This is a genomic window from Streptomyces sp. CA-181903 (assembly GCF_050937075.1).
GTDB lineage: Bacteria > Actinomycetota > Actinomycetes > Streptomycetales > Streptomycetaceae > Streptomyces.
This window is the reverse complement of record NZ_JBNJLY010000001.1, coordinates 1982723-2008522: the sequence shown is the minus strand read 5'-3', so window position 1 is coordinate 2008522 and position 25800 is coordinate 1982723. Positions and strand designations below refer to the sequence as shown.

The following is a 25800-nucleotide window of genomic DNA, read 5'->3' as shown; positions in this document are numbered from 1 at the left end:
TGATTTCAGCCCGTCCGGCGTTTGAGGACAACCGCGCGGAGCGCGGTTTCAGGGGGTCCGGGGTGCTCCCCGGGAATCGGCGAAAGGGCGGGTCCGGGGCACCAGCCCGCCGCAGGCGCCCCGCGCAGCGCCTAGCTGTCGAGCCCGATCGCGAACGCCGCCTCCAGATCATGCTGCGAGTACGTGCGGAACGCGATGTGCGTCTCGGTCGACGCCACCCCGGGCACCTTGCTGATCCGCCCCGGAATGACCTCCGCGAGATCATCGTGCCGAGCCACCCGCACCATCGCGATGAGGTCGTAGGCCCCGGTCACGGAGAACACCTCGCTCACCCCTTCCAGCGCCGCGATCTGCTCGGCGATCTCGGGGATCCGGTCCACGTCGGTCTTGATCAGCACGATCGAGGTGATCACGTCGGTTTGTCTCCTTCGGCGGGCCCGGCCGCGTCGTTCACGGGGGATTTCACTCTAACCGGCCGTTCCCGGCACACCCATGCGAAGCCGAAGCCGAGGGCGAAGCCCATGACGTGGGCGAGGTAGGCGACTCCGGGGCGGTCGTCGGGGGCGCCGACGCCGGGCCATTGGAGGGCGAACCAGAAGAGGAGGACGGCCCAGGCGGGGAAGCGCAGCGGGAGGAAGAAGAGGAACGGGAAGAGGCTGGTCACCCGGGCCCGTGGGAAGAGATGCAGGAAGGCTCCGAGGATCCCGGAGATGGCCCCGGAGGCGCCGACGAGCGACTGGGCGGATCCGGCGTGCACGGCCGCGTAGCCGAGCAGGGCGAGGAAGCCGGTGACGACGTAGCACAGGGCGAACGAGAGGCGGCCCATGCGCTCCTCCGTCATCGCCCCGAAGACGTGGAGGAAGAGCATGTTGCCGAGCAGATGCAGCCAGTTGCCGTGCACGAAGAGGGCGGTGAACGGGGTGGCGAGGGACGCCGGCAGCTCGTGCCAGAGCTCGTCCGGCACCACTCCCCACCGTTCGAAGTAGGCCGTCTGGGCGGCGATCAGGTCGGCGCCGGTGCCGTACGAGGGATCGAGGCCGGACGCCGGACCGATCAGGAAGACCGCGCAGCAGGTGGCCAGAACGGTACGGGTGACCCAGGGGGCGCGGGGCCGGTCCCGCCGCACTGCCTTTACGATCATGGGCAGATCATGGCGTACCGGGGCAAGCGGTACGGAGAGCCTCGCCGGTCGCTCCGGCTCGTGCCGGTCCCAACCCGCCACGGGGTGGGCAGGCCGTAGGGTTACGACGAACGCTCCGCATCCCGCACGCCATGAACAGGACGGACGGCACCATGGACGTTCCCCGGCCGACCGCCACCGTCCGGTGGCGCCGTACCCCGTGCGGGCACCTCCCACGCCCCCGCGTGGGCCGCCCGGCCGGGGCGGTACGGGAAGCGGGGCCGGAGACCGGGCCGGTGGACCGTCCGGGGACGAGTTGAGGAACGGAGCGGACACGCGTGGTGGAGCACACGGACGGCGAGGAGACGGCCGGTGACGACGACGGCCGCGCCGGCGGCGTCGGCGAGGTCCTCGACCGCCCGTTGCCCGAGGGGATCCGGCGCCGGGTCATCGGGCTCGTCGCCGACGCGTTCGGCGGGCTGACGGTCTCCGAACTCCCCGCGCAGCTACGCCAGTACGCCCGCTTCACCCCCGCCCGCCGGGCCAAGTTCGCGGGCAACGCGATGGCCGCGGCCGTCGAGACCGACACCGCGTTCCGGCAGCGGATCTCCGCCCGGCTGCGGGAGACCGGCTCCGAGCTGGCCCGGGCCCTGGAGGCCGGGTCGCTGCCCGCCGCCGCGGACCCCGAGGACGTCGCGGCCATGGCCTTCGTCCTGCGCCCGCCCGGCTGGGTGAAACTCGTCACCGCCGCCGGCGAGGAGGCCCAGCGGGCCAGCGCCGAACGGGCCGGCGAGGAGGCCCAGCGCGAACTGCGGCAGCTCCGCGAGGAACTCGCCCGGGTACGCGACGAGGCCCGCACCGAGGCCGACCGGGCCCGCGCCGAGCTGGAGACCGTCCGCAAGGAGGGCGAGGGCCTGCACCGCAAGCTGCGCAGCGCCGTCAACGACGTACGCCGCGGCGAGGCGGCGCTCCGCAAGGCCCACGCCGAACTGGAGACGCTGCGCACCGAGGCCGCCGCCGAACTGGCCGCCGCCCTGGGCGAGACCCGGCGCGTCAAGGCCCGGCTCGCGGAGGCCGAGTCCGCCCTGGAGGCGAGCCGCCGGGCGGTCCGCGAGGGCCGCAGCGTCGAGGACATGCGGCTGCGGCTGCTGCTCGACACCGTCCTGGACGCCGCCCAGGGGCTGCGCCGCGAACTGGCCCTGCCCCCACCTCCGTCCACCCCGCCGACCTCGTGGACGCGGTGGAGCCCGGCCGGATGACCCCCAAGGACATCGCCGCGCGCGCCCTGTCCGAGACCGACCCCGCCCTGCTGGACCAACTGCTCGCCCTGCCGCAGGCGCACCTGGTGGTCGACGGCTACAACGTCACCAAGACCGGTTATCCCACGATGCCGTTGGACAAGCAGCGGCTGCGGCTGCTGGGCGGCCTCTCCATGCTCGCCGCGCAGACCGGTGCCGAGATGACGTGCGTCTTCGACGGGGCCGAACTGGCCGCTCCGGTGCTGCTCGCGCCGCCGCGCGGGGTGCGGGTGCTCTTCAGCAAGCCCGGGGTGACGGCCGACGAGCTGATCCGCCAGCTCGTCCGGGCCGAGCCGCCCGGGCGGCCCGTGGTGGTCGTCTCCACGGACCGGGAGGTCGCCGACGGGGTCGCCAAGGTGGGGGCGCGGCCGGTGGCTTCGGCGCTGCTGCTGCGGCGGCTGGCGCGGACCTGAGCCCCGGGCGCACCACCCAGCCCGTCCGGCGTTTGAGGACAACCGCGCGGAGCGCGGTTTGAGGGGGCTGGGGGCTGCCCCCCAGGAAACGGCGAAGGGGAGGGACCGGGGCACAGCCCCCCGCAGGGGTCAACCCCGCACCCCGCAGGGTCAACCGTGTGATGCGTGAGCAAGGAAATTCCCCCAGGGGATTTGAACCGATCATATGAGGGTCACTAAGGTCGGGCCTCGAACCTTCGCGCGGTGATCATCCAATCCGGATGACGTGAAGTGTCCCGCCGTGCCCGACCGCGCCCCAGCGCGCCCGCGGCGGCCGAGGAGAAAAGGAGCTCGACTCCGTGGCGTCCCACCGTCGTCCCAAACAGCCGAGCCGTACTCGGGTGACCGTCCTCACCGCGACCGCCGCCGCAGCCGTCGCCCTCTCCGCCCAGGCGGCCTCCGCCGATCCCGGCGCCAAGCCGACCCGGAGCGAGGCCAAGGAGAAGGTCGACCGGCTCTACGAGCAGGCGGAGCAGGCCACCGAGAAGTACAACGGGGCCAAGCAGCGGCAGGAGAAGCTGGAGAAGGAGGCCGGCGAGCTCCAGGACCGCGTCGCGCGCGGTCAGGAGGAGGTCAACAAGCTCCGGGACGGGCTCGGCGCGGTCGCCACCGCCCAGTACCGGTCCGGTTCGGTGGATCCGTCCCTGCAACTGCTGCTCTCGTCCGACCCCGACACGTACCTGGAGCGGGCGTCCACGCTCAACCAGGTCAGCGCCAAGCAGGCGGAGGCGCTCCGGCAGATCGCCACCAAGCAGCGTGCCCTGAAGCAGCAGCGCGAGGAGGCGGCGGGCAAGCTCGCCGACCTGGAGTCCACCCGCAAGGCGCTGGGCGAGCGCAAGGCCGAGGTGCAGGGCAAGCTCGCCGAGGCGCAGGACGTCCTCAACTCCCTGACGGAGAAGGAGCGCGCCGCGATCGCCGCCGCCGAGAAGGAGGAGGCCGCCAAGGCCGCCGCCAAGGCGGGCACGGGCGACGACGACTCGGGTGCGAGCGGGTCCAAGAGCGGCTCGAAGAACGGCGGTTCGGGGCAGACCGGCAGCAGTGGCAAGGCCGTCCCGGGCTCCGGCCGGGCGGGCGCCGCGCTGGCCGCCGCGCAGTCGAAGATAGGGTCCCCGTACGTCTGGGGCGCGACCGGCCCGAGCTCCTTCGACTGCTCCGGGCTGACCTCCTGGGCCTACGCCCAGGCGGGCGTCACGCTCGACCGCACGTCGGAGGCGCAGGCCAACGACGGCACCCGGATCTACGACCAGAGCCAGCTCCAGCCCGGCGACCTGGTCATCTTCTACGGCGACATGCACCACGTCGGCCTGTACGCCGGCAACGGGCAGGTGCTGCACGCGCCGCGCACCGGCACCGTCGTCCGCTACGAGGCGATGAGCAACATGCCGTTCCAATTCGGCGTGCGCGTGGGCTGACCGGGCGCGGAGGGCCCGCCTTACCCGTCTCCCCTCCGGATCCACTGTTAAGCCGTCCGGTCCTGCCAATCCACCCGTTCGGGTGGTGTCGCCCCGGCCGTGGAGGCTCCGACGCCCCGCCCATGACCTGCGTCTTGGGCGGGGCGTCCGGCGTTCCCCCAGGGCGCGCCCGGACTCCACCCTCCGTAGCGGTCTTTGAACGGAGAGTGAGCGAACCGCTACTGTCTGCCGCCGGCGCGGTGCCCCCGCCGTCGTCCGCCCGCCCGGGCGGCAGGGGGCCGGCAGGGGGCCGCGCAAGCGAAGGGAGTACGGCAGCACGTGGCGTCCCACCGCCGGTCCACGCCCTCCGGTCTCGCCCGGACCGTACGCGTCACCGTCCTGTCCGCCGCCGTGGCCACCGCGGCGGCCGCGTTCTCGCCGTCCGCCGCCGCTCGTCCCGGCAGCCCCGCCGACCCCGCCGGTCCCGCGGGGGGCGCCGGCGGCAGCGCCTCGCCCGGTTCGGTGAGGCAGCGCCTGGACCGGCTCTACCGGCAGGCCGAGCGGGCCACCGAGCAGTACAACGCGGCCGGTGAACGGGCCGGTGCCCTGCGGCGGAAGGTGGAGCAGGCCGCCGACCGGGTCGCCCGCGGCCAGGAGACGGTCAACCGGATGCGCAACGCCCTCGGGACGGTCGCCGCCGCGCAGTACCGGAACGGGCTCGTGGACCCCGCCCTGCGCCTGCTGCTCTCCTCCGACCCCGACCGCTACCTCGACCGGGCCTCCGCCCTCGAACGCGTCACCGGCCGGCAGACCGAGCGGCTGCACGCCCTGCTCGCCGCCCAGCGCGCGCTCGGCCAGGAGCGGCTGGAGGCGGCCCGCGCCCTAGCCGAACTGGAGGACAGCCGCCGGGCCGTCGCCCGCCACAAGCACGAGGTCGAGGGCCGGCTCGCCGCCGCCCGCCGGCTCCTCAACACCCTGCCGGACGGCGAACGGGTCCGGTACGCCCGCGCCTCGCGCTCCGCGGGCGGCCCCCGCGCCGGCTTCCTGTTCGCCGTGCCCCCGCCGTACCCGTCGCCGGGCGGGGACTCCTCACTCTCCGACGCCGGTTCCGCGCGCGGCGCCGCCGCCGCGCGGGCCGCCCGTTCGGCCGTCGGCTCGCCTTACGCGTGGGGCGCGAGCGGCCCGTCCGCCTTCGACTGCTCCGGGCTGACGCAGTGGGCGTACGGCCGGGCGGGCGTGGGCCTGCCGCGCACCTCCCAGGCCCAGCGGAACGCGGGCCGGCACGTCCCGCTCTCCGAGGCCCGCCCCGGCGACCTCGTCATCTACCGGGACGACGCGAGCCACGTGGGCATCTACGTCGGCGACGGACAGGTGGTCCACGCGCCGTACCCGGGGGCGCGGGTGCGGTACGACCGGGCGGACATGATGCCGATCTCGTCGGTCACTCGGCCGTGAACGCGTCTCGGAGTACGTCCCCGCCGCCCCGCTCCGGGTGACCGGCCGGCCGGCTCGTACGATGCGGGCCATGGACGGCCCCACGAGACGACCCGGCGGCGCACGCCGGGCGGCGCTGCGCTTCCTGGCCGTCGTACTGATCGCTCTGCCGGCCCTCGCCGGCTGCGGGGCCGGGCCCGTAGACGGCGCGGCCCTCCGCGACACCGACGCCGTCCGCCGGCTGCTCGACGGCTGGGCGACGGCGCTGCGCGACCGCGACGAGGGCGCGTACCTCGCCGCCGTCGATCCCGGCGAGCGCGCCTACCGGGACCGTCGGCGACAGGTCTTCGACAACCTCGCCGACGTGCCGCTCGCCTCCTGGGAGTACGGCGCGGTCCGCACCGGCGGCTCCACCCCCGCGCCCGGCGACGGCCACCGGGTCGCCGTCCGGGCCGAACTCCGCTACCGGCTGGCCGGTTACGACACCGCGCCGGTCGCCGTCCCGGTCCGGCTGACGGCCGTGCGGCGATCCGGGCGCTGGTACGTGGCGGGGGACGACACCGCGTCCGGCGACCGCCAGCTCTGGGAACAGGGCCGGGTCACCGCCGTCCGGGGCCGGCACAGCCTCGTCCTCGGCGCGGGCCAGGGGGCGGCCGCGCTGCGGGCCCTGTCCGGACTGGCCGACGCGGCGGTGCCCGCCGTCGCCGCGGCCTGGCCGGATGGCGAGCGGCCGGACGGCGACCGTCCGGGGCGGCTCGTCGTCGAGATGCCGGCCTCGCTGGAGCGCATGGGCGCCCTGCTCGGCGCGCCGCCCTCCGACTACCGGGGCATCGCGGCGGTGACCACCACGGCGGGGGAGAAGCCCGGCGGGGGTCCGGCCCCCGCCGGGCGGATCGTCGTCAACCCCGAGGCGTACAGCGCCCTCAGCCCGTTCGGCCGGCGGGCCGTCCTCACCCACGAGGCCACGCACGTCGCCACCCGTGCCCGTACCACCGACACCACCCCCATGTGGCTCTCGGAGGGCTTCGCCGACTGGGTCGCCTACCGCACCGCCGACCGCGCCCCGGCCGCGATCGCCCCCGAACTGGCCCGCGCGGTCACCGCCGGCCGGCCCCCGGACCGCCTCCCCACCGACGCCGACTTCCGCTTCACCGGCGGCGCCGACCGCCTGGCCCGCGCGTACGAGGGCGCCTGGCTCGCCTGCCGGATGGTGGCGGAACGGTGGGGCGAACGGAAACTCGTCGCTTTCTACCGGGCGGCCGGCACGAGTTCGGTGGAGAGGGCGGCGCGGGAGGTCCTGGGAGTGGGGGAGCGGGAACTCACGGAGGGGTGGCGGGGGTACGTGGGGAAGGTGCTGCGCTGAGGCGTGCGGCGCGGATCGCACCGACCGCGTACACCCCAAATCGGGGCGATAGCGGCGGTATTCACCTCGCCAGCGCGGCCGACGTGCTCGGCGAGGACGCTTCGGCCCCGATGGCCGAACTCGCGCGCCGCGAGAGGAGCGGGCCGAACCGCTCGGCGTCCGGTGCGAGGTGCGGGACTCGTCGCCCCGCCCGCCCTGGGCGCCGCTCGCCGTCCGCCCCCGGACCTGCGCGGCGTACGGGCGGGCCCTGGCCGACTGCGGTTTCGGCGACGTGACGTGGGAACCGCTGCACGGTCTCCCGGCCTCCACCGAGCCCCGTCGGCCTCACGTCACTGCCCGGTGTGGCGGGGGCCCCAGAGCGCGTGGGGGGAGAGAGGGTCGGCGGTGCCGGTGCGGTGCCGGTGTCCGGCCGCCACGTCAGCGGTTCGGCCGCCCGGTGGCGCCGGATGTGGTGGAGCGACGTGCAGTGCGGGCGCGAGCCCGACGGCCGCCGCTCCACGCTCCGGTCGCGGGACCGGAGAATTCCGGAGCGAGGGGCGGGTGTCAGATCCCGTTCGCGAAGTTCTTGAAGGCGGCCGTCGTCTTCGGGCCGGCTATCCCGTCGATCCGGCCGCTGTAACCCCAGCCGCCGTCCCGCAACATGTACTGCAATGCCGTCAGGGTGCCGCTTCCGACGATCCCGTCGATCTCCCCCTTGTAGCCCCACGCCTCCTTGAGGCAGCGCTGGATGGCCTTCCAGCTCTCCGTGCCCAATTGGCCGTCGAGCTCACCTCTGTAGGACCAGTACTGCTTCGCCCAACGCTGCACGTTCTTCGCCTCTGATGCGTTCAGCCCCAGGTTGTTCACCGCGAGGATGGAGACGCTTTGGGAACTTGTCGCCGGCTGCGCGGCCGCGAAGCCGGTACCCGCGGTCGCGAGGCTGCCGGCCGCGAGTCCCGCGACGGCGGTGATGCCGACGAGGGCCCTTGTCAGAACGTTCGGTCGCATGCGTTTCCCTTCGGGTCGGCGGGCGGTACCGGACGCGACAGGGCGCTCTGGAAACTCTGGAAACAAGGGTCGCGTTCGATGCCACCCGTGCTCGGTCGGAGCGCGCGCGAAGCGGACGCGAGCCGTCCCACGACCCGACCGCTCCAGCGCGACGGACCAGAAGCTAGCGCCGCCCGCCTGCGCCGCTCAACCGCCTTCCGGCAGATGACTCAAACAGCTTAGGGAACCCAACCGCCTTGCAGACAAGCCGAATTTATACTTGCGCACCGTCGCGCACCGTCTGTAAGGGCAGAAGCTCAGGGAGAGGCGGCCGGATCGGGCCGCCGCGCGTCAGCCCGGCTGTATGCCTGCACCCCCTTACTGCCTCCCAGGCCCCAGGCGAGTACCCTGACGCCCTGTCAAAACGGTCACATGGACGAAGGGTGCGGAGAATGGGCGAGTATCACGGCGACGTCTTACGAATATCGGCCGACGACCTGCGTGCTGCCGCGCCCGCGTTCCACACGCAGAGCACTGCCTCCAGAACGACGTGGCGCACGTTCGCCCACGACGTTGAAGGCGTCGTCAACGGCGCGAACGGCAAGGCCCAGGAGCTGATTCACCACAACAAGGGTGAAGCCATTGAGGCGTTCGACGAGTTCTGGCGCCGCTACTACCACGACGGAAAGGGTTGGCTCCACGATCTGGCGGCGGCCTCCCGGGACCTGGCCGATGCTCTGGAGGCGTACGCCGACGAGGCTCACAAGGCCGAGAAGCAGCTTGAACACAAGCTGGAGATCGTAGGCGCCACCATCGTCGCCGGAACGGCGCTGGCGATCTTCACCGCGGGAATCTCCGAGGCCGCGGCGGGTGCCGCCACCGCGGCCGTCGTCGAATTCGCGGGCGCGCTCGGGGCGAGCGTGTCCGCGGAGATCGCCACCATCGCCGGCACCACTCTGGCCTCGGCGGCGATGGGCGGTATCGAGTCGGTCGCCGTGGATTTGGCCGTCGCCCAGCCTCTCAGTATCTCCCTGGGCGAGCAGAAGGGCTTCAACCTCGACGAGGTGCACGACTCCGCGCTGTACGGCGGTCTCACGGCGGGGGCGCTGGGAGGTGGCGCCAGCACCTATAAGGCAATCAAGGACGCTGGAGGGCCGGGCGGCATCCTCGGTAAGTTCAACCTCGACTTCGGAGGCGGGCCGCAGTTCGCCGCGCCTGGTGGTGTGCTTCCGGGCGCGGGGGCCGGGGCCGGGTCGTTCCTCGACCGGTTCAACCTGATCGCGTGGAAGGAATACCCGCCGGAGGTCATAGAGAACTTCAAGCGGGGAAACAAATTCAACTCGGACAACCACTGGCGCTATCCTGCCAATGAGGTTCACTTGAAGAACGGGAAGCGGCTCGACTCATACGATCCGGGAACCGAGATAGTTTCCCGTAAGCATACGCAATTGGGTGAGATCGAGGTGGATACCGCCAAGAAGTACTTGAGTGAGCTGGCCAAGAAGTATGCCCCGGACACCGTCATACGAAGTAACAAATATCCGGATCTCGACGGTAGCGCCCTCAAGGGGGAAATGATTTTGGAGGTTCCTGTCCAGAAGGGGGGTGTGCCGCGGGAAATAATTGAGCATGCGCAGGAATTGAAGATCGCCATCCGGGACGTGGAAGGGCGGTTTTACACCGATGAGTGAGGGGAGCGGGACGTGTCGTTGATTTACTGTGAGCGATGGAACGAGAGGCTTTGCAAGCCTATTGGCCGACTCGGTGCGGACGAAGCCAAAGTGGTTCACGAATCGGGTGAGCCGTACGCGGTGGCTTCGGTGGATGAGGGTACGGGGCACGCGGACAGGGTCGTCGAGCTGGCCATGCGAAGCAATATCGTCCGGGTCAACTTCCTCGACGAGTACAACCGCGTCGAGATGATCTATATCTTCGGGCCCGCCGATGGGCGGTTGTTCCTGCAGGATATTACGACGTACGATTACGGCGACGTGAAGAAGTACTTGGGTATGTCGCGCAGTCGAGTGGTCGAAATCAATGAATTCAATCCGGACGGCACCGGTGTTTACCACTACAAGGGGCCCGATGAGCGGTATTCCCAGGAACTGTCCTTGAAGGACGACAGGTCGCTCGACCTGCACTGGGAAGCCGTGCCGGAGTTCGGCGACTACGCCTCCATCGCCCGAGGCAAGCGCAGCGGGCCCGCGGTCCCGTTCGGCTGACCCGCCGGCGTGGCATGCCGCCTCTGAGGTTCGCGGCCGTGGCCCTTCTCGGTGCGCTCGGCCGTGAGACGGGTGACGCGGGCGGGAGTCGTTTTTTGGGGTGTGCGCGAGTGTATTTCGGCGCAGGGGGACAGGGGAATCGGCTTGCCGACCCGGATCTCTCCATCGTGGCGCCGCCACGCCCGAATGCAGAGTGACGGCGGTCGCCGCAGTCGCGACGCTCAGGGGCGGATGCTGAGGTGGGTCAGGCCGGTGGTGTGGTGGATGCCTCCGCCGATCGCGCAGTCCGTGGGGAGGGTGGCCGGGAGGGTTTGGATGGTCTTTTCCGCTGTCGCGCCCTTGGCTCGGCCGTCGATGACTTCGCCTTTGAGCAGGGCCGTGTTGAGGCCGGCCACGCGGACCGAGGGGCCGGCCTGGTATGCGATGACGGTCTTCGTGCCGTCCGTGTAGTGCAGGGTCTCGACGGACCGGTTCCAGGACAGGAGGAGGCAGCCGCCTCCGGTCTTGCCCTCGGTGTGGTACGTGGCCGTGCTGCGGCGGCCCGAGCCGTCCGTGCAGTGGTACGTGCCGTCGACGGAGACCTCGGCGGAGCCGGCGGAGGACAGGCCGAGGCCCGGTCCGTAGGTGATGTTCTCCTGGCCCGTGCACTCCATGGTGGTGTGTGCCCTGGCGTGGTCCCCGGCCTGCGCCGCGGGGACGCCGGCTGCTGTCGTCAGCAGGGTGAGGGTGGCCAGAGTGATTCCCGCGCCACGGCTGCCGATCACGATGCGTCCCTTCGTAGCCCGAACCACGGTGTGGCCGACGCCGACTTGGATACCCCTGCGCATCGCCGGCCGCACCGCCTCCTCTGACGGTCAGGAGCGACACGGGCTCCTCACACCCCTGTGTGCGCCCTCGCGCCTGTCGCACGCCCCGCACGGGCGGGGCACGGCGGCGACATCGAAATCGTCAAAGACCCGCTCGGGGCGGGGAGTTGCCGATGAGTGACGCATTCTCGACGGCGACCCGGGTGGCCTCCGTGGCGGTGGCCGCGCCGCCGTGTTCGCCGAGGCGTTCCTGTGCGCCGACGCGGCGGTGCGCCGCAAGTTCGTCGGCCTCGCGGCACATTCCGGCATCGAGTACCGGAACCTGTCCCTGCCGTTGGCCGAATACCGCGAACCGCGCGACTTCACCGCTTACAACCGGATCTGGTCCGCAGTGGCCGGTGACGTCGGGCGGCGGGAGTCGTGCCCGGCGAGGTCGGGGCCATCGTCGCGACCACGACCACCGGCGCCTCCGTCCCGGCGTTCGGCGCCGACCTCGTCCGGCGCCTGGTCCTTCCGCGGCACGTGGCCCGGATGCCCCTGTCCGGCCTCGGCTGTACGGGCGGTGCCGTCGGGCCGGCGCGCGTGCACGACTACCTGCGCGGCCACCGGACCGGGTGGCCGTCCTGGTCTCCGTCGAGCTGTGCTCGCTCGACTTCCAGTGCACCGGCACCTCGGTGGACAACCTGGTGGCCGCCGACCTGTTCGGCGGCGCCGGGGCGGTCGTCGTGCTCTTCGGCGCCGAACTGGCGGAACGGGCCGCAGGGCCGGAACTGACCGCCACCCGCAGTGGCCTGCACCCCGGCACCGAGCATCTGATGGGAATGCGCCTGGAGACGGACGGGTTCGCCGTCTTCCTGGCTCCTGACGTTCCCGACGCCGTCGATAAGCACCTGCCCGGCGAGGTCCACGGCTTCCTGGCCCGGCACCGGCTGACGACCGCGGACATCACCGTCTGGATCTGCCACCCCGGCGGCCCGAAGATGCTCGAAGCCCTGGACCGCGCCCTCACCCCGCCACCAGGCGTCCTCGCCCACAGCCGCGCCTCGCTGGCCGCCCACGGCAACATCTCCTCCGCCGCCGTCCTGGACGTCCTGCACCGAACCCTGACCGCGCCTCCGCCGGCCCGCCCGCCCCCGGCTCACACGGCCTGCTGCTCGCCGTCGGTCCGGGACTCACCACGGATCTGGTGCTGCTGCACTGGCCGGAGTCCTGTTACTCCTGAATGGTCGCGACGAACGCGGACCAGGCGGGGGTCGGGAAGAGGAGCGCCGGGGCGGCGGGGTGTTTGCTGTCGCGGATGGGGATGGTTCCGGTGGGGGCGTAGGCAGGGGCCCATTCGACGCATTGGCCGCTGTTCCCCTCGCAGTAGGTCGACTTATTCCACGTTGCGTGGGTGAGGTCGAGAGTGCTGCTCATCGCGGGCCCCCTGTTCAGCGTGCCTTGACGCTCGTGACGAACGCGGACCATGCGGGTGCGGGGAAGGTCAGGGGTCGATCGGTCGGGCGTTTACTGTCGCGGATCGGTACGGTGCCGGATGAGGCGTACCCGGGGGCCCATTCGAGGCATTCGCCGCTGTTCCCCTCGCTGTGGCTGGATTTCTTCCATATGGCGCCGGAAAGGTCTGAGGTGGTGTTCATGGGAGTATGCCTCCATAACATGTCGAATGAGGGACAGTGATTCCTGGCGCGACAGGGCGTCGGCGCGCAGTCGCTCGAACGCTGCCTGTGCGCTGGCAACTACCTCGGCAGAGTCGCTCACTTGCCCTCGGGTGTACGTCTCCTCGTACAAGACGTCGGTGCCATCCTGGGTGGTGAGCACGGTGAAGGGGCCGCCCCGGGCGGCGGTCCCAGCAGAATAAGGGAACACCTGCAAGTTAATGTGCGGTACTTCCGAGGCGGTGAGGAGACGCCGCAGTTGGTTGCTCATGACTTCCGGGCCACCGACGTTGGACCAGAGTGCTGCCTCGTAGAGGATTACCCACAGGGCCGGAGGGTTGGGGCGGTCGAACACTTCCCGCCGCTGCATGCGCCTTTCGATGCGCGCTCTGATCTGGTCGACTGACTCATGCGGATTTGCGGCGCGGAAGACGTGTTCCGCATACTCGGGAGTTTGCAACATCCCCGTGACTCGGGTGGTCGAATAGTTGCAGATAGCCCGCGCCTCGCGCTCCAGCTGCAAGTACGGGATGAACCACGTCGGCGACCCCGCGTCCGCCGCCCGCTGCCGCATGCGCGCGTACGTGCCCGGCGTGCCGAAGACGCGGTCGCACTGCTTGGCGAAAGCCGCCGACGCGAGCTGTTCGCCGCGTTCGACCTTGCTGACGTACGGCTGGCCGCAGTGCAGGGCGTCGGCGAGTTGCTCCTGGGTCCAGCCGCGTGCTTCGCGGGCGGCCTTGACCTCCTCGCCGAACTCTCGGGCGGGGGAGAGCGGTTCGCCGGGTGAACGATCGAGCATGTGTTCAACTCCCCTTATTCCAAGCGGCTTTGGAATCCAGAATGGCCTGTTCAGGCGGGCTGTGGAGGTGGAGTCTAAGCCTCACGGTTGATGCCCGCTCGTGAAGAGCGGAACACCATGAAGGGTCGAACGCATGACGCAATCGAAGGCCACCTACCGGCCCGGCGCGTGGCTGACGGATACGCGGCGCGGGAAGGTCGGGCAGGTGATGGGGTACGGGGGGCCGAAGGTGCGGTTGCGGCCGCCCGGGGTGGGACGGAGTGGGAGGCCGAGCCGGGGCGGGTGCGGCCGGCGACGTTGGAGGAGCGGGAGCGGGCGGGGGTGCCGGGTGGATCGTTCGTCGGCGCCCGGTACGGGACCGGTTCGCGGCGGGGTGACGCGTGAGCCCGCGGTCGTTCCCGCCGCCCATGTGGGATCCGCCGCCCCTGCCGCCGACGCCGCACGGGAGCGGGCCGTTGGTGAATCCCGCGCCGCACGAGTGCGGGATGTGCCGGTGGTACACCGCCGCCGAGACCGCGGCCCGGCAGCGCGGGGACGGGGAGGCGGCGGAGGTGTACCGGCGGAGGCGGGCCGGGCATCAGGGGCAGTATCCGCATCGGCAGCCGGAGCGGCGGGGCTGAGCCGTGCGTCAGGGTTCCCCACGGTGGGATTCCGGCTCCGCGATCTCCTCCGACCAGTCCGTGCCCAGCGCCGCGGCGAGGCGGTGCAGTGCCGCCTCGGTGCGGCCGTAGAGGGCGAGTTCCGTGTCGCCGTACCCCGTGTCGTGGCGGGCGATGACGTCCGGACCGCCCAGGAACTCCGTATGTGCGCCCAGTTCGCGCCACGGCAGCAGGCCCATCGGGCGGAGTACCTGGCGGAGGCGGGTCATGGACTCCGGAGTCAGGTCCGGTTCCTCCACCGTCCAGCCGTAGTGGTCGGGGAGGCGGGCCGCCGCCAGCGTGAGGAAGAACTCCGACACCGAGTGGCTCTGGAGGGTCCACTCGCGGTCCTCGACCGTCACCAGGACCGGCGGGTCGACGAGGTGCGCGCGGGCCGCCGGGTAGCCCCACTCGTTGCAGAACTGGTCCTCGGCCATCAGGACGCAGACCCGGGGGTCCTCGTCCGGGCCGGTAAACAGGTTGTCGCGCGGCAGGCCGTCGGCGACGCCGTAGCCCGTCGGGTCGGGGCGGACGGTGGGCGGCCAGACGGGGTTCGTCCAGTAGAGGCGCCAGCGGTCGGCGAAGGAGTTGAACGGCAGGTCCCACCACTCGTCCAGGGCGGCGGGTATGGGGAGGAGGCGGTCGACGTCGTCCGGTTCGGGCTCGTCCTCGGGCGCGGCGGGGCGCAGGCCGGTCACGTACTCCTTGTGCGCGTCCGGCTCGTCGCGCTCCCAGCGGGCGCCGCCGGTCGGCTCGTACCCCCACTCCTCCTGGAACGCGCGCAGCAGTTCCCAGCGGGCTGCGCTGCCGGCCGGTTCCGTCGCCGCCACCTGCCGGGCAGCCGCCAGGCGTTCCGCGAAGCGGCCGTAATCGATCTCCGTCGTGATCTTCTTCACGGCGGGGATCCTATGGGGGGACGGGCGCCGTACCGTACCCGGTAATCCCTGGTCAGCGAACGGAGTTCACCGTGCCGCCGTCACCCCGTGACGTCCTCGCCGCCTACCACCGGGCCATGCTGAGCTGGTCCGCCGACGATCTGGCCGACCTCTACGCGCCCGACGCCGTCCACGAGTTCCCCTTCTTCGCGCCGGGAACGCCCGGCCGCTACGAAGGCCGTGAGGAGGTCCGGGCCGGCTACCGGGCGGCGTGGGGCGCCAGCCCGGTGCGGCTCAAGGAGATCCATGACGTCATCGTCCTCGACGCCGCCGACCCCGAGGTCGTGATCGGGCAGTGGGGGGCCTCCGCGACGTCCGGGCCCGGGACGGAGCCGGCGGCGATCACCGGCCTGCTGATCCTGCGGGTGCGGGACGGCCTGATCGTGCACGCCCTCGACTACATGGACACGCTCGGCACGTGCCATGCGCTGGGTCGTCTGCCCGCCCTGCTGAACGGCCTGGGAGTGGAGCGTCCGGACGGCGCCGACCCCGGGGACGGCGCCGAGCGTCACAGCAGTTCCTGAAGCCGCTCCGCCAGCAGGTCCCAGCGCCAGCGCTCCTCCACCCAGGCGCGGCCCCGCGCCCCCATGCGGGCGCGCAGTTCCGGGTCGAGGAGGAGCGTCGCGACGCGGTCCGCCGTCTCGGCGGCCGACTCGCCGCGCACCACGAACCCCGTCTCCCCCTCCAGCACCGCGTCCGGTGCGCCGCCCGAGTCGCCGGCCACGACCGGCAGGCCCGTCGCCGACGCCTCCAGGTAGACGATGCCGAGCCCCTCGACGTCCAGGCCGCCGCGCCGGGTGCGGCAGGGCATGGCGAAGACGTCGCCGGCGCCGTAGTGGGCGGGGAGTTCGTCCCACTCGACCGGACCGGTGAAGCGGACGGACGCGGCGACGCCCGTCTCCTCGGCGAGTTTGCGCAGGTCGTCGGCGTACGGGCCGCCGCCGACGATGAGCAGGACGGCGTCCGGGACGCGGGCGAGGACGGCGGGCAGGGCGCGGATCAGGGTGTCCTGGCCCTTGCGCGGGACGAGCCGGGAGACGCAGACGACCACCGGGCGGTCGGTGAGGCCGAGCCGGGCCCGGACCGCGTCGCCGCCCGAACCCGGGTGGAACGTCTTCTCGTCCACGCCGGGCGGGAGTTGGACCATGCGGGACGCCGCCTCGCGGGTGAGGGCGGAGGCGATGCGGGAGCGCGTGTACTCACCCAGATAGGTGATCGTGTCGGTGCCCTCGCCGATGCGCCGCAGCAACTGCCGGGCGGCGGGCAACTGCGCCCAGCCCGCCTCGTGGCCGTGGCTGGTGGCGACGATCCGCCGCGCGCCCGCCGCCCGCAGCGCCGGGGCCATCAGGCCCAGCGGGGCCGCCGCGCCGAACCAGACCGAGGAGCAGCCGTGTTCCCGCAGCAGCCCGGCCGCGCGGCGGGTCACCCGGGGCGTGGGCAGCAGCATCGTCGTCCGGTCGCGGACGACGCGGAACGGCTGCTCGGCGTCGAACCGGGCCGTGGCCTCGACACCCTCGCGGCTCCGCTTCCACGTCGACGCGTAGACGACGATGTCCGCCGGGTCCAGCCGCAGCGCCATGTTGTGCAGGAACGCCTGGATGCCGCCGGGGCGGGGTGGGAAGTCGTTGGTGACGATCAGGGTCTTGTGCATGCCGGTTGTTCGCTTCTCCGTCGCTTCTCCGTCCGCGCGGCGTCGCATGGCGCGGGTGTCGTGGGGAGGTGGCGTGTGCGACAGTACCCGCCCTGTGTGCCGGGGCGGCGGCCGGGCGGCGGCGGGGGCGGGCCCCTGCGGCTCCCGCGGCGTCGTCGGCGGCGGCGATCGGGCGGCAATGGCGCCACGACACCGCACGTCACCGAGGACCGGCCGCCGGACGGGCATCATGCCTTGCAGTGACGGCACCCTCACGATGTGTGGTGCCCCGACGGGACGAGGTGGACGATGGCGGGCTCCGGTACGGGCTCCTCCGGTACGGGCTCTTCCGACACGGGCTCACGACTGCGGCTGCTCCTCAAGGTGGGGGCCGTGTGGGCCGCCACCCGGGCCTTCCTGCTGCTGTGCGTGTTCCGGGTGCTGGACATGCCCGGCTCGGACGTCGGCATCGACATCGAGGTGATCTACCGGCGCTGGTACGGCGTCTTCTCGACCGGCGTCTTCCCGTACGACGACGTCACGTGGCAGTACCCGCCCGCCGCCGCCCTCGCCGTCCTCTCCCGGGGCTGCTGCCGTTCCTCGACTACGCGCACGCCTTCTTCCTGGTGTGCTTCGCGGCGGACGCCGCGATCCTCGGCATGCTGCTGTACGCCGTGCGGGACGGGCGGCGTAGCAGACGGGGGGTATGGGTGTGGGTGCTCGGCGTACCGCTGCTCGGGCCGATCGTCTACGCCCGGTACGACGTGATGGTGACCGCCGTCGCCGTCGCCGGCCTGCTGGCCCTGGGCCGCCGGACGCGGCTCGCGGGCGCGCTTGCCGGCTTCGGGGCGCTGTTGAAGGTGTGGCCGGTGCTGCTGCTCGTAGGGGTGCCGCGCGGGGGACGGACGCGGTCGGCCTGGAGCTCGGCGCTGGTCACGGGCGTCGTGCTGCTGATGCTCTTCGCTGCCGCGATGCCCGGCGCTCTCGCCTTCCTCACCTTCCAGCGGGACCGGGGCACGGAGGTGGAGTCGCTGGGGTCGATGGTGTTCCATCTGGCCCGGCACTTCGGGTGGCACGGGCGGGCCCGGCTGCACTACGGGTCCGTCGAGTTTCTCGGACGACATGTGCATGCGGTGAGCGCGCTGGCTCTCGGGCTGAGCCTGGTGGCTTTCGCGTGGTTGCTGCTGTGGCGGGTGCGGGCCCGGAGGTTCGAGGAGTGCACGCCGTCGGACGCGGCTTTCACCGCGGTGCTGCTGTTCACCACGACGAGCCGGGTGATCAGTCCGCAGTATGTGGTGTGGTTGATCGGGCTCGCGGCCGTCTGCGCGACCGTTCGGTCCACGCGGCAGGGGTTGCCGATCGTGCTGGTGTTGATCGCCGCGCCGCTGACGCAGTTGGAGTTTCCGATCTGGTTCCAGCATGTGATCGCCAGCGACAAGTTGGGGGTCGCTACGTTGACGTTGCGCAACGCGTTGTTGGTGGTGGCGACGGTGGTTGCCTGCCGGCGGCTTTGGCGGGCCACTGTCAGTGTGCCGCCTTCCGTGGCGGGGGAGCCGGAGCCTCCGGCTGAGCGGGCCTCGGAGCTCGTGTCGGGGTGAGGGGGGCGCCCCGGTCCCGCCCCTTCGCCGTTTCCTGGGGCTGCGCCCCAGACCCCGCTTGTCGCGGCTTCGCCGCTCGTCCTCAAACGCGCAGAGCGCGGTTTCGGGGGTGCGGGGGCTTGCCCCCGCAGGAAACGGCGAAAGGGCGGGACCGGGGCACCCCACCCCCCTACCCGTGATAAATCGCCTCGATCTCGTGCGCGAAATCCTTCGCCACAACATTCCGCTTCAGCTTCAGCGACGGCGTCACATGCCCCGACTCCTCCGTGAACTGCCCCGGAAGAATGCGGAACTTGCGCACCGACTCCGCCTTCGAGACCGCCGCGTTGCCGTCGTCGACGGCCTTCTGGACGTCGGCGAGGAGTTCGGGGTCGTCGGCGAGGTCGGCGGCCGTGAGGCCGGACGGCTTGTCGTGGCGTTCGAGCCAGCGGGGGAGGAAGTCCTCGTCGAGGGTGACGAGGGCGCCGACGAAGGGGCGGCCGTCGCCGACGACCATGCATTCGGCGATGAGGGCGTGGGCGCGGATGCGGTCCTCGATGACGGCGGGGGCGACGTTCTTGCCGCCGGCGGTGACGAGGATCTCCTTCTTGCGGCCGGTGATGCTGAGGTAGCCGTCCTCGTCGAGGGCGCCGAGGTCGCCGGTGTGGAACCAGCCGTCCTCCAGGGCCTCGGCGGTGGCCTTCTCGTTGTTCCAGTAGCCGGTGAAGAGGTGCTCGCCGTGCAGCATGACCTCGCCGTCGTCGGCGATGCGGATGACCGAGCCGGGGAGCGGCTGGCCGACGGTGCCGATCTTCGGGCGGTCCCAGGGGTTGAAGGCGGTGGCGGCGCAGGATTCCGTCAGGCCGTAGCCCTCCAGGACGGTGAAGCCGATGCCGCGGTAGAAGTGGCCGAGGCGTTCGCCCAGCGGGGCGCCGCCGGAGATGGCGTGGGTGGCGCGGCCGCCGAGGACCGCGCGGAGCTTGCCGTAGACGAGGCGGTCGAAGACCTTGTGCTTGAGCTTGAGGCCCAAGCCGGGGCCCGACGGGGTGTCCAGGGCGCGGCTGTAGGCGATGGCGGTGTCCGCCGCCTTGTCGAAGATCTTGCCCTTGCCGTCCGCCTGGGCCTTGGCGCGGGCGCCGTTGTAGACCTTCTCGAAGACCCGGGGACGCCCAGGATGAGGGTCGGGCGGAAGCCCGCCAGGTCGTCGGTCAGGTTCTTGATGTCGCTGACCATGCCCAGCCGGATGGGGGCCATCAGCGCGGCCACCTCGACCAGCCGGCCGAAGACATGAGCGGCGGGGAGGAAGAGGAGGACGGAGGAGTCGCCGGTGCGGAAGAGGGGCTTGAGGCGCTCCACCGCGTTGCCGCACTCGGCGAAGAAGCTGCGGTGGGTGAGGACGCAGCCCTTGGGGCGGCCGGTGGTGCCCGAGGTGTAGACGATGGTCGCGGGGGTGTCGGCGTCGGCCAGCGCGCTGCGCTCGTCCACCTCCTCGTCGGTCAGGTCCTTGCCGGCGGTGCGGAGGGTCTCGACGGCACCGACAGCGGAGCCGTCGCCGCCCTCGATCTTCCAGACGTGCTTCAGGTCCGGGAGCGACGCGCGGACCGACGCGACGGCCGCCTCGTGCGCGTCCGTCTCCACCAGGCAGGCCACGGCCCCGGAGTCGCCGAGGATCCATTCGATCTGCTCGGGCGAGCTCGTCTCGTACACGGGGACGGTGACGCCGCCCGCGCTCCAGATGGCGAAGTCCAGCAGCGCCCACTCGTAGCGGGTGCGGGAGAGCAGGCCGACGCGGTCGCCGGGCCTGACGCCCGAGGCCATCAGGCCCTTGGCGGCGGCGCGCACCTCCGCCAGGAACTCGACCGCGGTGACGTCCTGCCACCGGCCTCCGACCTTGCGCCCTATGACCGCGACATCTGGGTGGAGCGAGGCGTTCCGGCGGATGAGATCCGTCAGGTTTCCGTCCGCTGGGACCTCGTAGAGGGCCGGAAGGCTGAACTCGCGCAAGACTGCTGCTCCTCGTCGGGCGCCGGCGCCGCCGCGTCGTCGAGGGGCGCTGCGTCGGCTGCGGTCCATGTATTACGGGCACGGTGAAGGACGGCCCGGACGTTACCCACCAGTACAGGTTTCGAATAGAGGGTCACGCCCAGATGTTCTGTGCGTCACATGCCGCGGGACCGCTCCCGGCACCCTAGCCCCTCCCTTCGGTGACCCGGAAGTAACCGCAGGTCGCGGCCCTCCCGCGGCCCTCCCGCAGCCCTTCCATCGGGCCGGGACGCGACCTAGGGTGCTGCCCATGCGAGGTACCGGGAGCACCAGGGTCCATGTGGTCAGTGACGTGCACGGAAACGCGCGGGACCTGGCCCGGGCGGGCAACGGCGCCGACGCCCTGATCTGCCTCGGCGACCTCGTCCTCTTCCTCGACTACGCCGACCACTCGCGCGGCATCTTCTCCGACCTCTTCGGCGCGGAGAACACCGCCCGTCTCGTCGAACTGCGCACCGCCCGCCGCTTCGACGAGGCCCGCGCCTTCGCCCGGGAGCTGTGGGACGGCGTCGACCGCTTCCCCGCCATCGAGCAGGCCGTGCGCAAGCAGTACGCCGAACTCTTCGCCGCCTTCCCCACCCCCACCTACGCCACCTACGGCAACGTCGACCTCCCGCCGCTCTGGCCGGAATTCGCCCGCCCCGGCACCACCGTCCTCGACGGCGAACGCGTCGAGATCGGAGGGCGCGTCTTCGGCTTCGTCGGAGGTGGCCTGCGGACGCCCATGCGCACCCCTTACGAGATCGACGACGAGGCGTACGCGGCCAAGGTCGAAGCGCTCGGCGAAGTCGACGTCCTCTGCTCCCACATCCCCCTGACCTGCCCGAACTCTGCTACGACACGGTCGCCCGGCGCTTCGAGCGCGGCAGCTCCGCCCTGCTGGAGGCGATCCGCGCCACCCGCCCCCGGTACGCGCTCTTCGGCCACGTCCACCAGCCGCTCGCCCGCCGGATGCGCGTCGGCGTGACCGAATGCGTCAACGTCGGGCACTTCGCCTCCACCGGTACACCGTGGGCCATGGAGTGGTGACACGCCGGGAGAGGTAGCCTTCAGCGGCAGACAGCGCAGACAGTCGGCCGGACCGGCACGGAGGAGCCACAGCGATGGCGGAACACACCAGCTCGAGCATCACGATCGAGGCGAGCCCCGCCGAGGTCATGGCGGTGATCGCCGACTTCGACCGCTACCCGGCGTGGACGGGCGAGGTGAAGCAGGCCGAGGTGCTGGAGCGGGACGAGCGGGGCCGCGCCGCCAAGGTGCGCCTGGTGCTCGACGCCGGCGCGATCAAGGACGACCACACCCTCGCCTACAGCTGGCCCGACGAGCACACCGTCTCCTGGTCCCTGGTGAAGTCCGCCATGCTGCGCCAGCTCGACGGCTCGTACAGCCTGAAGCCGGTGGCGGGCGGCCGTCACACCGAGGCGACCTACATGCTCACCGTCGACGTCAAGATCCCCATGCTCGGGATGATCAAGCGCAAGGCGGAGAAGGTCATCATCGACCGCGCCCTCGCCGGGCTGAAGCAGCGCGTCGAGACCGTCGCCGCTTCCTGACCCCCACTCCTCTCGTTCCACGGAGGCATCCCCCTTGCGTACGGTCCTCGTCACCGGTCCCGGAGGCGCGGGCCGTACCACCGTCGCCGCGGCCACCGCGCTGGCCGCGGCCCGCGCCGGACGGCGCGTCCTGCTGCTGACCACCGACCCCGGGCCGGTGCCCGGCGCCGTCCTCGGCACTCCGCTGCCGGACGGCGGCGGCGACGCGCGCCGGGCCTTCACCCCGCCCGTCGAGGCCGCGCCCGGGCTGTGGGCCGCCCGGATCGCCACCGGCGAGCACTTCACCGCCCTCGCCGGCGAACTCCAGGAACGCGGCGCCGCCCTCTTCGACCTGCTGGGCGCCGCGCCCCTCGACCCCGAGGAGTTCACCGAACTCCCGGGAGCCGAACCGCTCGCCCTGCTCGCCGCCCTGCGCGCCGCGCACGACGACGGCGGGTGGGAACTGCTCGTCGTCGACATGCCCCCGGGCACGACACCGTCCGCCTGCTCGCGCTCCCCGGGCAACTCCGCCGTTACCTGCGCCGGCTGATGCCCCCGAGCGGCAGGCCGCCCGCGCCCTGCGCCCGGTCCTCGCCCAGCTCGCCGGGGTGCCCATGCCCGCCCAGCGGCTCTATGAGCTCGCCGGGCGGTGGGACGCGGAACTGGCCGCCGTCCAGGACATCCTCGACGCGGAGGGCCTCGCGGGTGCCGAGGGCGGCGGGAATGCCGGGGGCCCCGGCGGAATCGGGGGCGCGGGGGGCGTCACCGTCCACCTGGTCGCCGAGCCCGGTCCGCTCACCGCCGACGCCCTGCGGACCGTCCGCGCGGGCCTGGCCCTGCACGGCTGCCGGCTCGGCGCCCTCGTCGCCAACCGGCTGCTGCCGGACGGCGACGACCCGTGGCTGGCGGGGCGGGGGGAGGCGCAGCGGGCCGCGCTCAAGGGGCTGTACGAGGAGTACGGCGCCGGGGGCGTGCCCGTCGTCGAGCTGCCGCACCTCGGGCGGGACCCGCTGGGCGTCGACGGCCCCGGCGGGCTCGACGCGCTGGCCGCGGCCGCCGGGCCCATACCCCTGCCGCCGCCGGCGCCGGCGCCCACCGTGGAGGACCGGCTGGCCGACGACAACCTGCTCGTCTGGCGGCTGCCGCTGCCCGGCGCCGAACGCGACCGGATCGGCCTGGTCCGGCGGGGCGACGAACTCATCGTCGCCGTCGGCCCGTTCCGCCGCGCGCTGCCCCTGCCGTCCGCCCTCCGCCGGTGCACGGTCTCCGGCGCGGGGCTGCGCGACGGGGCGCTGTGCGTCCGCTTCACACCGGATCCGGGGCTCTGGCCGCGGACGGGGATGTAAGGGGTCCCGGGCGGTTCCCCGGAGGCCGTCCGTCACCCCGCCCCGGGCACCCCTACGGGTGTGCGCAGCGCCCTGAACGGCAGGGCCACCTTCGGGTACCGTCGAAGGAAAGAGCCTGCCCCAGGAGTCCGTCGTGAACGATGCCACCGAGCGCCCCGCCTCCCCGACGGGACCCGACCCCGACGCCTGGAAGGCGGCCTGCGCCGAGGACCTTGCCGAGGAGCGCGCCCGCCGGCGGGCGCGGTCCGGGGAGGGCCAGGCGCCCGGCTCCGCCGCCGAGGAGCTGCGCAGGCTCGTCGAGGCGGTCGCCGACAAGGTCGCGTCCTTCCAGCTGCCGCTCGCCGGCGCCGCCGCCCAGGGAGCCGTACAGCAGGTCGTCGAGCGGGCCAAGGCCGTCGTCGAGCCCGTCATCGAACGCAACCCGGACGTCTTCGACCACCTCGCGTCGGCCGGCTCCGAGCTGATGGCCGCCTACCGGGCCGCCGTCAAGGGACAGGAGCAGCGCTGGACGCGGAGCGCCGCCGAGGACCGCCCGGCGGCCGGCGGCCCGGCCGGGGGCCACGACGACGGCGGCAAGGGCGACGGCGGCGAGGCGGCGGGCGGCACCGAGCGCATCGACCTCGACTGACGCCGCCCCCGCACCCCCGGCCACCGTCCCCCGTCCGGCGACCGCCACGGGCCGGGGCGCTCCCGGGCTCCGGTACGGTTGGTCGCGGCGGGGATCGAGCGAAAAACTGAGGGACACATGGGACTCACCATCGGCGTCGACATCGGCGGCACGAAGATCGCGGCCGGAGTGGTGGACGAAGAGGGTTCGATCCTCGCGACATGCAAGGTGCCGACCCCGGACACCCCCGAAGGGGTCATCGACGCCATCGCCGACGCGGTGCGCACCGTCAGCGCCGACCACGAGATCGAGGCCGTCGGCATCGGCGCCGCCGGCTACGTGGACGACAAGCGGGCCACCGTCCTCTTCGCCCCCAACATCAACTGGCGGCACGAGGCGCTCAAGGACAAGGTCGAGCAGCGCGTCGGCCTCCCCGTCGTCGTCGAGAACGACGCCAACGCCGCCGCCTGGGGCGAGTACCGCTTCGGGGCCGGCCAGGGCCACGACGACGTCATCTGCATCACCCTGGGCACCGGCCTGGGCGGCGGCATCATCATCGGCAACAAGCTGCGCCGGGGCCGCTTCGGCGTCGCCGCCGAGTTCGGCCACATCCGGACCGTCCCCGACGGTCTGCTGTGCGGCTGCGGCAGCCAGGGCTGCTGGGAGCAGTACGCGTCCGGCCGCGCCCTGGTCCGCTACGCCCGCCAGCGCGCCCACGCCACCCCCGAGAACGCCACGGTCCTGCTGGGCCTCGGCGACGGCACCCCCGAGGGCATCGAGGGCAAGCACATCAGCCTGGCCGCCCGGCAGGGCGACCCGGTGGCCGTCGACTCCTTCCGCGAGCTGGCCCGCTGGGTCGGCGCCGGCCTCGCCGACCTGGCGTCGCTGTTCGACCCGTCGGCGTTCATCGTCGGCGGCGGCCTCTCGGACGAGGGCGACCTGGTCCTCGACCCCATCCGCAAGTCGTTCCGCCGCTGGCTCGTCGGCGGCAAGTGGCGCCCGCACGCGCAGGTGCTCGCCGCGCAGCTCGGCGGCAAGGCGGGCCTGGTGGGCGCCGCGGACCTGGCCCGCCAGGGCTGACGGCGGGGCGTCGGGGCCCGCACGGTAGGGTCCGCAGAGCTTGATCACCTGAAGAGGATCGGATCGACTTCAGCGGAGGGCTCATGCTCGCGGACCTGCCGGAATCCTCGACCGAAGCGGACGCCTCCGTGGTCCGCGTGCTCAGCTACAACATCCGCTCCATGCGGGACGACGTGGGGGCGCTGGCCCGGGTGATCCGGGCCTGCGCCCCCGACGTCGTCTGCGTGCAGGAGGCGCCGCGGTTCTTCCGCTGGCGGAAGGCGGCGGCGCGGCTCGCCCGGGCGTCCGGCCTGGTGTACGTGACGGGTGGTGCCACTGCTTCGGGGCCGATGATCCTTTCCACGCTCCGGCCGCACGTGGAGCATGCCGAGGACGTGCTGCTGCCGCGTACGCCCGGATTGCACCAGCGGGGGCTCGCGACCGCCGTGCTGCGGTTCGGGCGGGCCCGGCTGGGGGTCGTCAGCTGCCACCTGAGCATTCGGGACGAGGAGCGGTACGCGCAGGGGCGGTTGGTGCTGTCGCGGCTGGCCGCGCTCGGGGTGCCGCACGGTGTCGTCGCCGGGGACCTGAACGACCGGCCCGACGGGCGGACGTTCGGGCTGCTGGCGGGGAGTTGCAGGACGGGTGGGCCGTGAAGCCTTGGGGGCGGGAGCATACGACGCGGCTGGGGGATCCTTTGCAGCGGATCGATGCGGTGTTCGCTACCGCGGGGGTGGAGGTTTTGGGGTGTGGGGTGCCTATGGGGTTGCCCGGGGTGTCGGAAGCGGACCTGCGGGCCGCTACGGATCATCTGCCGGTGCTGGCGGCACTGCGGGTGCCGGTGGGGTAGGGGGTTGCCCCGGCCCCGCCCTTTCGCCGTTTCCTGGGGCTGCGCCCCAGACCCCGCTTTTCGCGGCTTCGCCGCTC

The 25800-nt window shown here is 72.4% G+C and carries 18 protein-coding genes and 8 pseudogenes; 15 read left to right on the top strand and 11 right to left on the bottom strand.

The genetic code is table 11. The features are described from left to right. Nucleotides 1-131 precede the first annotated feature (131 nt). Both ACQEVS_RS08755 and ACQEVS_RS08750 read right to left on the bottom strand, forming a co-directional pair. Entirely contained in the window at nucleotides 132-413 is a 282-nt protein-coding gene (locus ACQEVS_RS08755) for an Lrp/AsnC family transcriptional regulator (RefSeq protein ID WP_004949419.1), read from the bottom strand. Next, nucleotides 410-1141 (bottom strand): rhomboid family intramembrane serine protease, encoded by a 732-nt coding sequence (locus ACQEVS_RS08750; protein WP_433017532.1) that lies wholly within the window; start codon nucleotides 1139-1141, stop codon nucleotides 410-412. Before ACQEVS_RS08750 ends, ACQEVS_RS08755 begins: the two co-directional genes overlap by 4 nt. Before the next feature lie 401 nt (nucleotides 1142-1542). Here ACQEVS_RS08750 and ACQEVS_RS08745 point away from each other — a divergent pair. The 4 genes and pseudogenes from ACQEVS_RS08745 (at nucleotide 1543) to ACQEVS_RS08730 (ending at nucleotide 7058) form a co-directional block, all read left to right on the top strand. Further along, a pseudogene (locus ACQEVS_RS08745) lies at nucleotides 1543-2831 on the top strand (NYN domain-containing protein). A 338-nt stretch (nucleotides 2832-3169) separates the two neighbouring features. Next, on the top strand, nucleotides 3170-4282 hold the full coding sequence (locus tag ACQEVS_RS08740) for an NlpC/P60 family protein (RefSeq protein WP_433017529.1): 1113 nt from the start codon (nucleotides 3170-3172) through the stop codon (nucleotides 4280-4282). A 318-nt stretch (nucleotides 4283-4600) separates the two neighbouring features. After that, the gene (locus tag ACQEVS_RS08735; protein ID WP_433017526.1) at nucleotides 4601-5716 is read left to right on the top strand and encodes an NlpC/P60 family protein; all 1116 of its coding nucleotides are present in this window, start codon (nucleotides 4601-4603) and stop codon (nucleotides 5714-5716) included. 61 nt (nucleotides 5717-5777) lie between these two features. Beyond that, nucleotides 5778-7058: a hypothetical protein gene (locus ACQEVS_RS08730; RefSeq protein ID WP_433017523.1), complete on the top strand. Its 1281-nt coding sequence runs from the start codon at nucleotides 5778-5780 to the stop codon at nucleotides 7056-7058. A gap of 543 nt (nucleotides 7059-7601) precedes the next feature. Here ACQEVS_RS08730 and ACQEVS_RS08725 read toward each other — a convergent pair. Further along, complete coding sequence (locus ACQEVS_RS08725; RefSeq protein WP_433017520.1) at nucleotides 7602-8045, bottom strand: peptidoglycan-binding domain-containing protein; 444 nt, start codon at nucleotides 8043-8045, stop codon at nucleotides 7602-7604. Between the two features lie 431 nt (nucleotides 8046-8476). On the opposite strand from ACQEVS_RS08725, the gene ACQEVS_RS08720 reads away from it, so the two are divergent. Beyond that, entirely contained in the window at nucleotides 8477-9715 is a 1239-nt protein-coding gene (locus ACQEVS_RS08720; protein WP_433017517.1) for a hypothetical protein, read from the top strand. A 12-nt stretch (nucleotides 9716-9727) separates the two neighbouring features. Continuing rightward, entirely contained in the window at nucleotides 9728-10246 is a 519-nt protein-coding gene (locus ACQEVS_RS08715; protein WP_433017514.1) for a hypothetical protein, read from the top strand. A gap of 221 nt (nucleotides 10247-10467) precedes the next feature. Here ACQEVS_RS08715 and ACQEVS_RS08710 read toward each other — a convergent pair whose 3' ends face one another. Both ACQEVS_RS08710 and ACQEVS_RS08705 read right to left on the bottom strand, forming a co-directional pair. After that, nucleotides 10468-11010: a hypothetical protein gene (locus tag ACQEVS_RS08710; protein ID WP_433017511.1), complete on the bottom strand. Its 543-nt coding sequence runs from the start codon at nucleotides 11008-11010 to the stop codon at nucleotides 10468-10470. A gap of 411 nt (nucleotides 11011-11421) precedes the next feature. Beyond that, complete coding sequence (locus ACQEVS_RS08705; protein ID WP_433017508.1) at nucleotides 11422-11658, bottom strand: hypothetical protein; 237 nt, start codon at nucleotides 11656-11658, stop codon at nucleotides 11422-11424. A 209-nt stretch (nucleotides 11659-11867) separates the two neighbouring features. Between ACQEVS_RS08705 and ACQEVS_RS08700 the strand changes: the two are divergent. Next, a pseudogene (locus ACQEVS_RS08700) lies at nucleotides 11868-12089 on the top strand (type III polyketide synthase); the annotation flags it as partial. Nucleotides 12090-12264: 175 nt separating this feature from the next. Here ACQEVS_RS08700 and ACQEVS_RS08695 read toward each other — a convergent pair. The 4 genes and pseudogenes from ACQEVS_RS08695 to ACQEVS_RS08680 all read right to left on the bottom strand — a co-directional run bounded on the left by ACQEVS_RS08695 (nucleotide 12265) and on the right by ACQEVS_RS08680 (nucleotide 15040). Further along, the gene (locus ACQEVS_RS08695) at nucleotides 12265-12468 is read right to left on the bottom strand and encodes a DUF397 domain-containing protein (RefSeq protein WP_433017505.1); all 204 of its coding nucleotides are present in this window, start codon (nucleotides 12466-12468) and stop codon (nucleotides 12265-12267) included. 14 nt (nucleotides 12469-12482) lie between these two features. Next, nucleotides 12483-12596, bottom strand: a pseudogene (locus ACQEVS_RS08690) (DUF397 domain-containing protein); the annotation flags it as partial. Continuing rightward, on the bottom strand, nucleotides 12559-13506 hold the full coding sequence (locus tag ACQEVS_RS08685) for a helix-turn-helix domain-containing protein (RefSeq protein ID WP_433017502.1): 948 nt from the start codon (nucleotides 13504-13506) through the stop codon (nucleotides 12559-12561). The gene ACQEVS_RS08685 and the pseudogene ACQEVS_RS08690, both read right to left, overlap by 38 nt. A gap of 628 nt (nucleotides 13507-14134) precedes the next feature. Next, nucleotides 14135-15040: a hypothetical protein gene (locus ACQEVS_RS08680; protein ID WP_433017499.1), complete on the bottom strand. Its 906-nt coding sequence runs from the start codon at nucleotides 15038-15040 to the stop codon at nucleotides 14135-14137. A gap of 71 nt (nucleotides 15041-15111) precedes the next feature. Here ACQEVS_RS08680 and ACQEVS_RS08675 point away from each other — a divergent pair, with 71 nt between their 5' ends. After that, complete coding sequence (locus ACQEVS_RS08675; RefSeq protein WP_433017496.1) at nucleotides 15112-15603, top strand: nuclear transport factor 2 family protein; 492 nt, start codon at nucleotides 15112-15114, stop codon at nucleotides 15601-15603. Here ACQEVS_RS08675 and ACQEVS_RS08670 read toward each other — a convergent pair. Continuing rightward, nucleotides 15588-16730 carry a glycosyltransferase family 4 protein gene (locus ACQEVS_RS08670; RefSeq protein WP_433017493.1) on the bottom strand — a complete coding sequence of 381 codons (1143 nt, stop codon included), beginning with the start codon at nucleotides 16728-16730 and terminating at the stop codon, nucleotides 15588-15590. The genes ACQEVS_RS08675 and ACQEVS_RS08670 overlap by 16 nt on opposite strands. Before the next feature lie 288 nt (nucleotides 16731-17018). On the opposite strand from ACQEVS_RS08670, the pseudogene ACQEVS_RS08665 reads away from it, so the two are divergent. Then, nucleotides 17019-18307: pseudogene (locus ACQEVS_RS08665) on the top strand (glycosyltransferase 87 family protein). A gap of 169 nt (nucleotides 18308-18476) precedes the next feature. Here the strand turns inward: ACQEVS_RS08665 and ACQEVS_RS08660 are convergent. Further along, a pseudogene (locus tag ACQEVS_RS08660) lies at nucleotides 18477-20290 on the bottom strand (AMP-dependent synthetase/ligase). Nucleotides 20291-20579: 289 nt separating this feature from the next. Between ACQEVS_RS08660 and ACQEVS_RS08655 the strand changes: the two are divergent. From ACQEVS_RS08655 to ACQEVS_RS08630, 6 genes and pseudogenes are all read left to right on the top strand, one after another. Next, nucleotides 20580-21358, top strand: a pseudogene (locus ACQEVS_RS08655) (metallophosphoesterase family protein). Nucleotides 21359-21432: 74 nt separating this feature from the next. Further along, the gene (locus ACQEVS_RS08650; protein WP_433017491.1) at nucleotides 21433-21882 is read left to right on the top strand and encodes an SRPBCC family protein; all 450 of its coding nucleotides are present in this window, start codon (nucleotides 21433-21435) and stop codon (nucleotides 21880-21882) included. 34 nt (nucleotides 21883-21916) lie between these two features. Beyond that, a pseudogene (locus ACQEVS_RS08645) lies at nucleotides 21917-23207 on the top strand (ArsA family ATPase). Between the two features lie 133 nt (nucleotides 23208-23340). Next, the gene (locus ACQEVS_RS08640; protein ID WP_433017488.1) at nucleotides 23341-23835 is read left to right on the top strand and encodes a DUF5304 family protein; all 495 of its coding nucleotides are present in this window, start codon (nucleotides 23341-23343) and stop codon (nucleotides 23833-23835) included. A 117-nt stretch (nucleotides 23836-23952) separates the two neighbouring features. Next, complete coding sequence (locus ACQEVS_RS08635) at nucleotides 23953-24894, top strand: ROK family glucokinase (protein WP_433017485.1); 942 nt, start codon at nucleotides 23953-23955, stop codon at nucleotides 24892-24894. A gap of 83 nt (nucleotides 24895-24977) precedes the next feature. Beyond that, nucleotides 24978-25723, top strand: a pseudogene (locus tag ACQEVS_RS08630) (endonuclease/exonuclease/phosphatase family protein). Nucleotides 25724-25800 lie beyond the last annotated feature (77 nt).

Coding starts and splice junctions, on each gene's coding strand:
- ACQEVS_RS08725 (WP_433017520.1), bottom strand. CDS start 8,045: ATGCGACCGAACGTTCTGACAAGGGCCCTCGTCGGCATCACCGCCGTC.
- ACQEVS_RS08695 (WP_433017505.1), bottom strand. CDS start 12,468: ATGAGCAGCACTCTCGACCTCACCCACGCAACGTGGAATAAGTCGACC.
- ACQEVS_RS08670 (WP_433017493.1), bottom strand. CDS start 16,730: ATGCACAAGACCCTGATCGTCACCAACGACTTCCCACCCCGCCCCGGC.
- ACQEVS_RS08650 (WP_433017491.1), top strand. CDS start 21,433: ATGGCGGAACACACCAGCTCGAGCATCACGATCGAGGCGAGCCCCGCC.
- ACQEVS_RS08730 (WP_433017523.1), top strand. CDS start 5,778: ATGCGGGCCATGGACGGCCCCACGAGACGACCCGGCGGCGCACGCCGG.
- ACQEVS_RS08685 (WP_433017502.1), bottom strand. CDS start 13,506: ATGCTCGATCGTTCACCCGGCGAACCGCTCTCCCCCGCCCGAGAGTTC.
- ACQEVS_RS08750 (WP_433017532.1), bottom strand. CDS start 1,141: ATGATCGTAAAGGCAGTGCGGCGGGACCGGCCCCGCGCCCCCTGGGTC.
- ACQEVS_RS08720 (WP_433017517.1), top strand. CDS start 8,477: ATGGGCGAGTATCACGGCGACGTCTTACGAATATCGGCCGACGACCTG.
- ACQEVS_RS08635 (WP_433017485.1), top strand. CDS start 23,953: ATGGGACTCACCATCGGCGTCGACATCGGCGGCACGAAGATCGCGGCC.